This window comes from Sinomonas sp. ASV322 (genome assembly GCF_030908245.1).
Lineage (GTDB): Bacteria > Actinomycetota > Actinomycetes > Actinomycetales > Micrococcaceae > Sinomonas.
In genome coordinates, this window is sequence record NZ_JAVFJJ010000023.1 from 37824 (window position 1) to 50122 (window position 12299).

At 69.3% G+C, this 12299-nt stretch carries 12 protein-coding genes; 3 read left to right on the forward strand and 9 right to left on the reverse strand.

Annotation, left to right across the window (positions count from 1 at the left end):
• Positions 1–9 precede the first annotated feature (9 nt).
• The 9 genes from RBS12_RS19210 to RBS12_RS19250 form a co-directional block, all read right to left on the reverse strand.
• A complete protein-coding gene (locus tag RBS12_RS19210) occupies positions 10–1548 on the reverse strand; it encodes an SCO6880 family protein (RefSeq protein ID WP_307967773.1) in 1539 nt (512 codons plus the stop codon).
• Positions 1545–2936 carry a hypothetical protein gene (locus RBS12_RS19215; RefSeq protein WP_307967774.1) on the reverse strand — a complete coding sequence of 464 codons (1392 nt, stop codon included), beginning with the start codon at positions 2934–2936 and terminating at the stop codon, positions 1545–1547. The genes RBS12_RS19210 and RBS12_RS19215 overlap by 4 nt, the downstream gene beginning before the upstream one ends.
• Entirely contained in the window at positions 2923–3741 is an 819-nt protein-coding gene (locus tag RBS12_RS19220; protein WP_307967775.1) for a hypothetical protein, read from the reverse strand. The genes RBS12_RS19215 and RBS12_RS19220 overlap by 14 nt, the downstream gene beginning before the upstream one ends.
• Positions 3742–3917: 176 nt before the next feature.
• On the reverse strand, positions 3918–4211 hold the full coding sequence (locus RBS12_RS19225) for a hypothetical protein (protein WP_043125214.1): 294 nt from the start codon (positions 4209–4211) through the stop codon (positions 3918–3920).
• Positions 4208–4840 carry a DUF6668 family protein gene (locus RBS12_RS19230; protein ID WP_307967776.1) on the reverse strand — a complete coding sequence of 211 codons (633 nt, stop codon included), beginning with the start codon at positions 4838–4840 and terminating at the stop codon, positions 4208–4210. The genes RBS12_RS19225 and RBS12_RS19230 overlap by 4 nt, the downstream gene beginning before the upstream one ends.
• The gene (locus RBS12_RS19235; RefSeq protein ID WP_307967778.1) at positions 4840–6267 is read right to left on the reverse strand and encodes a chromosome partitioning protein ParA; all 1428 of its coding nucleotides are present in this window, start codon (positions 6265–6267) and stop codon (positions 4840–4842) included. The genes RBS12_RS19230 and RBS12_RS19235 overlap by 1 nt, the downstream gene beginning before the upstream one ends.
• Complete coding sequence (locus tag RBS12_RS19240) at positions 6264–7862, reverse strand: hypothetical protein (protein WP_307967780.1); 1599 nt, start codon at positions 7860–7862, stop codon at positions 6264–6266. The genes RBS12_RS19235 and RBS12_RS19240 overlap by 4 nt, the downstream gene beginning before the upstream one ends.
• Positions 7862–8395 (reverse strand): hypothetical protein, encoded by a 534-nt coding sequence (locus RBS12_RS19245; RefSeq protein ID WP_307967782.1) that lies wholly within the window; start codon positions 8393–8395, stop codon positions 7862–7864. The genes RBS12_RS19240 and RBS12_RS19245 overlap by 1 nt, the downstream gene beginning before the upstream one ends.
• A 2-nt stretch (positions 8396–8397) precedes the next feature.
• Positions 8398–9480, reverse strand: a complete 1083-nt coding sequence (locus RBS12_RS19250) for a transglycosylase SLT domain-containing protein (RefSeq protein ID WP_307967783.1) — start codon at positions 9478–9480, stop codon at positions 8398–8400.
• Between the two features lie 324 nt (positions 9481–9804).
• On the opposite strand from RBS12_RS19250, the gene RBS12_RS19255 reads away from it, so the two are divergent.
• The 3 genes from RBS12_RS19255 to RBS12_RS19265 all read left to right on the forward strand — a co-directional run.
• The gene (locus RBS12_RS19255) at positions 9805–10065 is read left to right on the forward strand and encodes a transcriptional regulator (RefSeq protein ID WP_307967784.1); all 261 of its coding nucleotides are present in this window, start codon (positions 9805–9807) and stop codon (positions 10063–10065) included.
• A 29-nt stretch (positions 10066–10094) separates the two neighbouring features.
• Positions 10095–11195, forward strand: coding sequence for a hypothetical protein (locus RBS12_RS19260; protein WP_307967785.1), 1101 nt, complete (start codon positions 10095–10097; stop codon positions 11193–11195).
• A 599-nt stretch (positions 11196–11794) separates the two neighbouring features.
• The coding region (locus RBS12_RS19265) for a winged helix-turn-helix domain-containing protein (RefSeq protein WP_307967786.1) at positions 11795–12299 on the forward strand (505 nt) is incomplete at its 3' end.

The window sequence follows — 12299 nt, forward strand, 5'->3', positions numbered from 1 at the left end:
CTGTCTCGCTCAGAGGGACTTGCGCATGGCCGCGCTGACGGTGGCGTGCGTTGCGGGCACGAGGCCCAGGCCCAGGCCGATGGCGTGCCCCGAGTCGTGGGCCCCATCCGAGGGACGGATGCTCATCTGCACCCCGGTGCTGCACGCCCGGCGCAGCGCCGCGCCGGCCTTGTCCAGGCGGATCTTCTGATCCGGGCCCTTCGGGACGGTGCTCGTCATCACGAACGAGAACCGGACCACGGCCGCGCCGTGGGCCTGCTCGTCCGCCCCGTCGACGGCGCTGCCCAGATCCCGGCCCGCGGCCGCCGTCGCGGCCTTGCCGCCCTGGTTGATCTCGAACAGCCGGTTCGTCTTGTCTCCCTCAAGGGCTGCGATCGACTCCTCCGGGCCCAGCACCCGGTACAGCATCGTCACGCGCTTCTGCTCCGAGACGCCGTCCGGAAGCAGCAGCGCCGTGAGGGAATCGTCCATGAAGAACCCCGCCGGAGGCTTCCACACCGTCATCGTCCGGGACACGTACCCCGAGTGCTCCCAGTGCTCCAGACCGGCCTCGGCGGCCGCCGGGCCGACCTCGAACCACGACAGGTTCGTCCCGCCGTTCAGCCGGGCCCGCTCAACCGCAAGCGCCCGGTCCGGGTTGTAGGCCACGAACGCATAGTCGACGATGTCAGCGATTTTCATCCGCGAGACCGTGAGCGCGCCCGCACCCGTGAGCAGCTCCGCGAGAGCGGGCATCTGGATGGCCAGATCGGCCAGCATGTCCTCCGCCTGCCGCGCCACCGTCCCCTCGCTGGCGATCTCCGCCCCCGAGAACGTCAGCGCCACATGCTGCGAGATCCTCGGCATGTTCCAGTTGATGGTCTGGACGATCTCATCGACCGTGCCGCGAACGAACGACCCTGCCTCCCCCAGCGAGACAGGGTCCGCGGTGCCGTGATTCACGCGGGCCCCCGCGACGGCCGCGGGCAGCCGCTCGCCCGGGTCCCGGGTCGCCTGTGTCGTGACCGCGATCTGCACCAGGTCAGCGACAAGGCCCGCCTGGGCAAGGAACCCCGACCAGCCGTCCACCAGCAGGTCGATGCTCGACTGGTCCGACAGCCCACGGCCCTGCCCCGCGCAGGAGAAGAACACCGTGGCCGTGCGGTCACGGGGATTCCACAGCATCCCGAACTCCTGGCCGAACGCGTCCGTCCCCTCGTACGGGATTGTCCCGGCCAGCAGGCCCGGGGCCCGGGAGGCTCCGTCAGGAATCCTCGATGCCGGGCCCGAGACATACTTCACCGTGCCCTTGCGCTGCGCCTTCCGGAACCTGCGCGCGTTCATCCGCCGCTCGAGCGACGAACGGCCCTGCCGCTTCCCCCTGGCCATCCACACCACCGCCCAGATCCCGACGACCAGGACGACGCCAGCCGGGATCAGCCAGCCGACCATCAGCAAGACGGCCGCGACCGCGATCGAAGCGAAGGCCACCGCGGCAGCGGCCATCCCGAGGCCGAGGAAGCCCGCTGCGCGCGGCGTGGTGATGTTCCCATATGCTGGTCGGCTCATGACGACTCTCCCCCTTCGACTGCGTCTTCAACTCTGTGCAACTGCTGCGTCAGATGGTCGCCAGCCGATCCCATCCGCCGACGCCCGGCCCCCGTGCCCGGCCGCGGCGCTGCGGGACGGGGAGCAACAGGCTGGCCCGGCCCCTGACCACCGGGCCGCGGGCCGCTCTGCGGCCTGCCCAGTTCGCTGGGCTTCACCGGCGGTGCCTGCGGAGGCCCCGAGTGCTGCCCCTGCGGCTGGGGCCGTGGCGGCTGCGGCGGGTTCGAGTAGCCGTGACGGGCCGGATTCACCAGGCCCCGGTTCACCGGCTCAGGAGACGGCCCGCCGAGGTTCCCAGGGCCGCCGCCCATCATAGGAGCGCCCATCCGGCCGCCCGCGGCGAGGGCCTGGGCACGGGACCCGCCGAACTTCGCCATGAGCGAGGCACCGCCCATGACTGCACCGGCCGCCAGCGTCGCGCCCGCCATCACGAGCCCGCCGGCCCCCACGCCGCGTGAAGCCGCGGCCATCGTCGGCACGATCAGGCGCACCAGGGCCGGAAGGACGAGCCCCGCGGCGCCGATCACCATGAAGCCGGAGATGGTCTGCAACGCGAGCTGATCGCTGCCCAGCTTCGAGCCGTCCGAGGACGTCAGGAGCCTCACCATCGCGATGCCGCCGCCGTAGACGATCCCGGCAACCGGCTTGAACAAGCACGTCGCCAACGTCCACCCGATCACCTTGTAGAACGCGGCCGCGCCGCGCTCCGTCACCGAGCCCGCCGCGAGGACCGGGATCATCCCGGCCACAATCGGCAGCATCGCGTACGTGAACAGCATGAAGAACAGGTTCGCCAGCGACCCGATGAGGGCCAGGAGGAACACGATGATCAGGATCAGCGTCAGGCCAGAGTTGTCCAGGATGGCCATGACGTCCTTCTGGTTCCCCGAAAGGCCCGTCATCGCCTTGGTGAAGTCCGTCTCCCCGCCGATCGTCTTCACGAACCACGGCGCGGACTGATCGCCGAACGCGAGCAGCCCCATCACGACCGAGAGCGTCAGCCCCGAGAAAACCACCACCCGGCCAATGGCCCAGCCCAGCTCCTCGCCCTTGTGATTGCCCTTGCGCATCGCGTACTGCACCACCACGAACACCGTGCTGATGAACCCCACAACACCGACCAAGGCCCGCGTGTACAGCATCACTTTCTGCGCCGGAGAATCCCCGCCATCAGTCATCAACTGCGGAGCCGGGATATTCAGCCACCACGTCGAAAGCCACTGCAAAGCCGCAACAACACCCTCATAGAGCTTCCCCGCCAACTGCGACCAAGCATCCGAAGCGGCCTTACCAATGACGTCGCCGACGGCACCGCCGAGCCAGTCTCCAATTCCTTCAGCGGGCCGCATTGCTGGCCTCCGCGGAGAAGAGAACGTATTGGCTGAGGTCACTCACCTTCGTACCGTGCGCGAAGTCGTCTGGTCCGACAGGAACGATCTTCCAATCGCTACTTTCCCATCGCAGGGTGAAACGAGTTGTGCCGTTGATCTTGTCGGTTCCGACCTGCGAAACGAACCCCAGGTCAATCAAGGCGACATCTCCCTGGAGCTGGATTCGATATCCGGCCAGGTGGGTGATGCTCCTGTAGTCAGTGCCCGGGGATTGGGCCCCGGACAAAATGCGCTTTGCCTGTACTTCCAAGGCGTCGCGGTCAGATCCTGCGACTGTTACGGCCCGGATCGCCTCAGGAGTTCCGCTATTGACCGAGCCGCTGGCCAGCTCCCAGAACCAGTGCGCTGCGGCTGAGAGCGCGCCAGTCTGGGTCTTGGCGAATCCAGTATCTACGCCGCTGACGGGCTTCCCACACGGGCCCGCGCCCTTGATAACGGGCACCTGCCCGGAGGCTTGAGCTACCCATTGCTGGACGGTGGGGGCGGTGGTGGTGATGTCTTTGGGGGTGTTGTCGAGGCAGCCGCCGGCCCCGGCGGTGTCGTCAGTGCTTGGGCTGTAGCTGATGGTGGGCACCGGGGCGGGCCCGGCGCCCTTCTGCCCCTGCGGCTGGTTGGTTAGGACCGCGAGGATGACCGCGCCCGCGACTAGGACGACGCCGAGGACCACCAGAGCCCAGCGGGTACGGGAGAGCTGGCCGCCGTCCATCTTCTCGGGATGGGCGACGGCGTCGTACTGGCTTCGGGAGAAGCTCTTGAGACCCATGTGTTCACTTCCTCTCTACAGGAATTCAGTAGTTACGGACTTCAGTGCTTCAGTGGCTTCTCTGCTCAGCGGGAGTTGGCGTGCATGATGGCGATCTGGATGCAGATCGCGACGATGGAGAGGACCGCTCCGAGGAGCAGCAGCCCGAAGACCGCTCGACATCCCACGGTCGCCTCCTAGCCCGGGACGATGACGCGCCAGATGGTTCCGGCCGCGCCGAGGACGACGGCCCAGACCAGCGGCCACATGGGCGCTTCGGCGTCCACCTGGCCCTGCTGGTGCCGGGCGCGGGCGGCCTTGACGATGCCGCTGATGAACAGGGCGAACAGGGCCACCCCCGCGATCCAGAGAAGCCAGCTGACGATCGTGGCCAGCGACCCCATGCCCGGGGGCATGACGGGCTTGGCGTTGACGGGGTCCCCGTCCATCGCCACATAGAGCTTCGTGGCGGCAAGGGCAATGGTGTTCATGACTTGTCCTCCTTGGTGTGAGTGAGCTTGGCCAGTGATCGGATGAGGGTCTTCGTGTTGTGCCGGTGGGGCACCGGCTCCGCCCCGGGCTCCCGCCATGCCGCCTCGTACGGCATGGACCAGAACCGCGGGAACATCGCCCCGATGCGCCTGCACTCCCGGCCAGTGGCGTCGGAGAGATTGGGCCGGTCATGCACCCAGACGAGGCCGACGACGTCGTACGTCAGCTCGCCCCTTGCCTTGGCCAGGGCAAGTCGCTCGGCCCCGGCTAGCCCTGCCGGGTGCGTCGGAGCGACGACCAAGGCCCGGCCCGACCAGATCGGGGCCTGCTCTGTCGCGTCCAGGACGTGCTCCCCGAGCAGCTCGGCCAGCGTGCTCACCCCTGCGCCGCCGCACGCCGGGACCAGCCACAGCGTGCGCTGGCTGATCCTCGCCGCGGCCCGCGCCGGGGCGGGCTCCGGAATGCGCAGCTCGGCGGCCAGGGCCGCCGAGGAGTCCTGCACGCCAGGCAGGAACTCCTTCTCCCCCACGATCACGTCGAACTCCCGCACGTCCGCCTCTTCCGCCGCAGGGGCCGGCGGCGGAAGGAAGCGCGACGCCCAGGAGGACTGCTCGAGATCCTGGGCCATCACAGGCCCCTCGCGATCGACGCCGTCGCCGCCAGCCACGCGCGCTGCGTGACGGGGCGGAGCGCGCCGAAGTGGATCATGCCGTCCTTGAGCGCCGGGTCGAACGGGATCACGTGGACCGCGCGCACGTACGGGCGAAACTTCTCCGCGTGCAGCTGCGCGAGCTTCTCGTGCCCGGGCTGCTCCTGGGAGACGATCACGACGGCCTCGGAGGCGAGGCGCGCGGTCCGCTCGTTGCGGCCGGCGAGGCCCTGGAGGGTAAGGCGCGCGCCCTCCACCCGGTCCTCCACCGTCGTGGTAGAGACCACGAGCTGGTCCGTGTGCCCGATCATCCGCCGCCAGTTCGCTGCCCGGTGGTTGTTGCCGGAGTCCATCAGGATCACGTTGAAGTACTTCGACGCCACCGCGTGCAGGACGTCCACCTCGGCCGCGGAGATCTCGTGCTCGCCGTCGATGTCCTGGTCCGAGAACAGGGCGTCGTACTTGTCCGCCGTCTGCCGGTGCACGAAGGCGTTGATGTCCGCCGCGCGGGCGGTGTCGGAGAGCAGGTGCGGGGACCGTTCCAGCACGTTCAGGGCGGAGCTGGCGTGGTCGCCGCGCTCCACCCTCCACGGCAGCGAGCCCGTGGTCTCGTTGTTGTCCCACGCGAGCACGGACCCGCCCGCGCGGCCGAACACGGCCGCGAGGCAGATGGTCGTCGGGGTCTTGGATGCCCCGCCCTTCTGGTTCACCACCGCGATGGTGCGTGGTCCCGAGTAGATCCGGGCCACCAGGTGCTCGTCCTCGCGCTCCGCGAGCTCCACAGCTCCCGGAGCCAGCGAGAACCCGAAGGCGTTCAGCCTGCCCTGCCAGCCCTTTCGGGCGGGCTCGATGTTGGTCTGCACCGCCAGGAACGACTGCGAGTCCCGCAGCGACTTCCGCGACGGCAGCTCCTCCGGGGCCTGCATCGGCACGGTGGCCTCCGCGGGCACCATCTCTGCGGCCGCGCGGACCGACTCGGCCTCCGGCCACGGGGCGACCTCGACGGCCTCCGGCGCCGCCTCGGCGGGCTCCGTCTCCCCTGCTGGCTCCGGCGCGGCCGCGGCGGGTTCGGCTGCCTGCGCCGCTGCGGGCGCGGGAGCCTGAACCGGGGCCGGCTGGAACCGGGAGGCAGCATTGTCGGCACGGGGCCTCGCGGGCAGGGCTCCGTCGACCAGCTCCGTGTCCCCGTCGGCGTGGACGAGGAGGGCGTGCACGCCCGAGGGGTCGGTGATCTCCAGCTGCACGGGACCCCCGTGCTCGGCCGCGTGCTTCGCCGCAGCCTCCCGCACTGCCCGACGGGCGGCGGGCAGATCCGGGAACGCCCGCTCGTGGGACTGGCCGTCGGGATCGGTGACGTTCGTCTGGCCGGTCGAGTCGAGGAACGCGGTGATCTTGGGCTGGCTCATTTCTTCTCTCCTTCAGGGGCGAGGGCATAGAGGCTTTGGTCGGTCCCGGCCTCGACCAGGACGCGGTGATCGGGAAGTGCGAACAGGGGCACCGGAGCAGCGGACGGGGAGTTCACAGTGTCCCCGGCCGTACCGACACGTACCGTGGCCTGGTCCTTGGCTCCCCACCAGAACCCGGCCCCGAGCTTGCCCGACGCGCCGGGCACCTCGAGGGCCGTGTGCGCGGCGGTGTCGATGAAGACCCGGTTCACCAGGACGGTCCCGGCGTAGCGGTCCACCACTACCGCCGACGTCGACGACGCCGCCGACGACGACGCCACCTCCTTCACGACCGTGGGGGCCCCGAGCTGCGGGAAGACCGGCACGAGCGCGACGACGGACCGGTCCTTCGCAGCCCCGTCCCAGACCGTCACGAGCGAGCCGTCAGCGGCCGTGTACACGGCCGTGAGCTTCTTCGCGCCCTGCGGTGCCGGGATCGTCGACGGTGCTGGGAACTGGACCGCGTCGGAGCCGATGCGCCACAGCCTCGCGGTGGAAACCTCAACGGCGAGCAGCGTCCCGCGGTCCACGCCGACGGCCACGGCCCCGGCCGGGATGCGGCGCAGGGACATGCCCCCGTGCGTGAAGACCATGGCCCGCTGGTCCGGGAGGGAGAAGAAGGCCTCCCGTCCGGTGTCCACGACCGGGCGCGCGGTCGCGTCCCCGGCCTCGAACACCGGCCCCGGGGCCCCGTCGAGCCCGAACGTGCGGACCTTGCTTCCGTCGGCCACCACGACCTTCTGCTCGCCGTCCACGGCCATCACGCGCAGGGACGATACGGAGCCCTCCAGCGCCGTCGACCAGACAAGGGCGCCGGTCCGGGCGTCGAGGGCTTCCAGGCGGCCGCTGCTTACCGTGATGACCCGGTTCCCGTCCGGGGACAGGACCGGGGCCACGTTCGTCCGCGACACGGGGACCGTCCAGGACGCGAAGGTCCCCCACCCCGCCGGGGCGTACACCGGGAGCTGCCCGGCAGGGGCCGGAGCCGCCGCCTGGGCGCTCTGGGTGGCCGGGGCAAGCCAGCCGGCCTGCCGCGCCCCCACCACTCCCGCCGTCGCGGCAGCGCAGGCCACCACCACGGCGGCCGTGAGCGCCCGGCGGCCCTTCCGGGTCCTCGCCCACGCCGTCCCGGCGGCCGCCCGGGCGCCGAGCCGCCCGGTGAGCCTCGCTCCAAGGGACGCCGCGGCGAGGCCCGGGACGAGGACACGGGAGAACCGGCTGTGCTCGGCGCGGCCGCGGGCGTCCTCGAGCGCGCTGTGGGCGCGGTCGATGGCAGGGGCCGGGGCCGACGGCGCGAGCGCCTCGGTCAGGGTTCCCTCCCGTGCGTCGACGATCAGGGACACGACGTCGTCGCCGTCGACGCCCTGGACCCGCGCCCGCTCCATCCCCAAGGCCGTGCACGCCTTCACGGCGGCGCGGCGGGACGTCTCGAACGGGTCCTCGCCCGGAATGGGCAGCACCCGGCGAGGGTCCAGGGCGGCGTCGGAGTCGGACACGACGAGGATCTCGCCCTCCCACCGCAGAGAGATGATCGGCCAGGCCGGAACAGCGCTCATCAGTGCCCCTGCCTCACCGGCGGCTGGATCGAGGCCACTCGCCACGACCCGTCAGGCTGGCGGTGCACCCCCAGCTGCCACGGCCCCTCGCTCGTGCCGACCGTGACCACCCCGTTGTACGGGTTGGAATCGTCGGCCGTCAGGGTGCCCGTCGCGGCCGGGGCCGAGGTCGTCAGGTACTTGGTGTCTGCCTGCCGGAACGTCGCCATCAGCTCCATGGACGCGTACGGGGCCAAGGCGTCCGCCCAGGCAGGCTGGGCGGTCCCGGGCCGGGCGTAAGCGGACATGAACTTCACTGCGACGGACGTCGCCGCGGCGCGGGACTCGGCCGACCAGGCCACCGCCGTCGGCTTGGGCGCGTTCGGGTCCTCCGGTGCCTGCGGCCCGGTTCCCCACGTGGGCGGCAGGGAATCCGCCGTCGCCGTCATGGTCGGCGCGGCCGAGCTGCCCGACGTCGGCGACGCGGACGCGCACCCCGCGCACGCGGCGACGAGGGCGAGGCCCGCTGCAAGCTTGATCAAACGGTGGGTCATGGTCATCCCTTCGGCACGTACAGGAAAGCGGTCGGGACCGAGCTGCGGACGGTCCGGGTGTAGTACTGGTGGTCGTTCGGGGCAGGGTTGCCGTTGTAGCCCTCTTCCACATAAGTCCCGTCGGCGGCCACGGACTTCACCACGGCCACATGGCCGTAAGTGGCATCGGCTCCACCGACGCCGGGCCCGTAGAACACCACGGCCCCCGGCTTCGGCTCCGTGCCCGTCGACCAGCCCTTGACCTGCCAGCCCGTCAGCCAGGACTGCGCCCCCGGGGTGTTGGCACTGCCCAGCAGGACACCGTCGCCGCGGAAGCTGCTGTTGGCGACCTTCCACGGCTGCCCGGAGCTCCACCCCAGCTCCTGGTTCACGCGGAAGAGCGCGAAGTCGACGCACTCGCGGTTGAAGAAGCCCAGAGGCGATCGTGCGGCCGGGTTGTCCACACCGACCTGGACCCACGTCGGGGCGTTCTTCCACGGAAGGTCATCGCCGTCACCGGCAGCGCCGGCCTGCGAGCACGCCGCAGCGGCCGAGTCACCGGCCCCCGTGTACTTCTTCGCGGAATCGAGGATCTTGGCGACGTAGTCCTGCGTCTCCCCGTAGGGCGGGACGCCGTGGAACTGCTCCACCGCGCCCCAGCCCGCGTTGTACCCCGCCAGCGCCAGCGACACCGGATCAAGGCTCGAACCCTTAGCCACCGCCTGCGCGCGCCGGTACAGATCCCCCATGAACCGCCCCTGTGCGCCGATCGCGGCCACAGGATCGAGCACGTCTCCCCCGTTGCCCCACGTCTTCCACGTCTCCGGCATGAACTGCGCCAGGCCCATCGCCCCGGCCGGGGACGTCGCCTTCGGATTCCAGCCGGACTCCGCCGCGAGCTGCGCCGCCAGCACAGAGGAAGGAAGGCCGGCCGTCTTCGCCGCGGCGTCAACCGCCGGCCCCCAGCCGTTCGGAACGCCCTGGGCGCTCCCGCCGGGAACGCACGCGGCAGACGCCGACTGAGGATCCGGAGACCCGCTCATCATCATCACGACGAACACGAGCAGCGCCAGGAGCCCCCCGATCGCACCGCCTACAGCCTTCATCCCTGGGACTCCCCCTCGTCACCAAACACGCGCGCGGCCGTTGACGCGGCCCGGGCGCATTTTTCCATCCCCTGTACAAAAATCTCCAGTCAAGTTAAGCCCGGCTCCCGGCTCTATGACGGCCGTTGTAACGACTCGCGCACAGCTAGTCATGGACCCATGCTATCTCGAATCTGAAGAAATATCTCTATGATAGAGACTCGTCGGGCATGCATTGATGCTTCTGATTGAGCTGGAGGAGATCTATATGACAATGGTCTGGTGCCCAAACGTCGGTATGAGCCCCCCACCAAGCCGCCTCCTGCGGTGGAGGAGGCGCTTCAAGTGATCAACATGACGCCGCTGCGCGAGGAGATCCTGCGCGACTTGGCGCTGCACGCGAAGTCAACAACCAGCGACGTCGCCAAGCGCATCGACGGCGACTACAAGACTGTCTGGGCTCACATGAAGCTGCTCAGGGCCAAAGGCCTGGTGATTGCCGAGCTGTCTCAGGAGACGAGCCACGTCAGCCCGCTCTTCACTCTGGACAAGGACGCCCTTCGCGAGCATTTCGCCGTCGCCCTGGCCTACGCCCTCGGCGAATAGGTGTCGGAACCGGAACCTAGACTTCCCGCATGACGACGATGGACGGCTATTCGCTCCGAGACGAGCGGCTGAAAAAGGTCTACGCCACCTCGAGCGGGCCCGTGGCGTTCATCGACGAGTCCTACCGGGCTCCCGGCTTCGTCGGCCACAGAGGACCCGAGCGGCCCTTCTACGTCCTCTCCGCCGTCGTCGTCGAGCGCGACCAGGCCACCTACGTCCGCGAGGCCCTGACCGACATTCCCGGCAGCCTCTTCTGGCACACCAAAGACCTCGTCAAAGACCCCGTGGGCCAGCAGTACATGCGCGAGATGCTCAACTACCTCGCCTCATCGGAAATGCTCTCCATCGTCACCGTGCAGACAGACATCAGGATCGGCGACGACAAGCAGATGAACTACGCCCGCGCCGAATGCCTCAGCACCCTGACTGCGGAACTCACCCGCGGCACCGGGGAGAACGCCGTCCGCCTCATCGTCATGGACTCCCGAGAACCGAAGATTCCCCACGCCAACAAGATCGACCAGGACACCATCCACCGGCTCCGCAGCACGGGGATCATCGACGAGAACGTCCAGCTCCATCACTCCGGGCCCGGCAAGGAACCCCTGCTGTGGACCCCAGACCTCGCCGCCTGGAGCTACCGGCGCGAGCTGGCGATCGGGGACGGCAGCTGGTTCAACCACATCCGCGAGACAACGATCCAGCTCCACGCCCACGGGACGAACCTTGCCGTTAAACGAAACAGCCCCCATCTGCCGCAGCAAGGTCCGGGGGCCCTCTCCGCGAGCTACGAGAACCAGCGGCGAGTTGTTTCGCAGCAAAGCCTAGTCCACCAAGGAGCCGAAAGCCAACAGCTCGCAGCCGCCCGGCAGGCGTCCGCGCGCCAACAGCCCAAATTCTCCAACGAAGTCACCCGGGCTGTAGGCGCCAGCGGCGCTCCCCGCGTCGAGGCCCTCCAGCGCCAGGTCAAGGCAGCGCCCGTCAGCGACGGACAGCAGAAAGCCATCAAAGACCTCGACAAGATCCTCAAAGCCCTCACCCCCACCCCCAAGGCGAAAGAATCCAAGGCCGCCAGCTCCCGGACTGCCGGACCAGACGGGGATCAGCTGGGCCGGGGCCGCGCCCGATAAGAGAAGGGGACACGCCGGGGCTGAAATACGCCCGTATGCATGCGTGGCGTGACAGGTTAAATCCATGAGTACACAACCAGGACGTGTCCGTCAGCCTGACGGCATCCACCTCGTGCTCTTGCAGGGCAGGGTGAGGCCCGAACGTCGACAGGCAGTCAACAACGCAGCCGAGAGCTCCGGCCGTTCCCTTGGCCTCTACCTCGATGACCTTGTGCGTTATCTGGAGGAGAACGGCGGACTGCCCGTGTTCGCCAAGCCAAAGCGCCAATCTGAGGAGCTGCCTATTCCGGCCGCTTAACGACTGAGGGCCCGCACTAGGCGGGCCCTTCAAACGTCTCCCGTCACTGCCTTGTTTGGCGACGTGTCAGTGACGGCATCGAAACCCTCCCTCTCGGGTGGGTCCCCGTTGCATGCCCCTCTCATCGAGAAAGGCTCACATCGCAATGGTAGCTGAGGCTGCCCTTTTGTCACTTCCTTCTGCCCAAAAATCGGGCGTGTCAAAGTCGACATGCTCCGTGCGGCTTTTGCGGCGACGTCGGGTGAGCCGGCGGCGCGAGACGCACCGAGACGTGGTGCTCGCGGCAGTCCCATGCGGCTCCGTGCGCGCCGCACACGGCCATCAGACCATCGCAGCGCTCCGCGCACGCCCGGAATGGGCCCGATGCACCGCAGGTCGCCGCACGCGGCTACTGGCCTGCCTCCAGGCCGTCATCGATCGCGCCGACTACGAGACGATGACCAGCCGGCCGACGTGGGCCGCCCTCGCCGAGCGCGTCGGCGTCTCCCGGGCCAGCGTCGCCCGCTACCTCCGCACACTCCGCGAATGGGGCCTCCTCGGCATCGTCGCGTCCGGCCGCACCGCCCCCTACGCCTCCCTGCCCGAGGACGGCTCCGAGCGCACCAACGAGGCCGCCGTCTACGTCGTGTGCGCACCGGCCCCCCTCGCCGTCGTAGACGCGGCCGCGGACGCTGTGGACAAGAATGAGACCCCTCCCGCCCTAGGCGGTTCTCACCTTAAGAGAGAAAAGAACCCCCCGCACACGCGCGAGGAAAAAGCCCCGAAGGACGCGGCTACGCCGCGAGCTCCCTCCTGTGGCGAGGCCC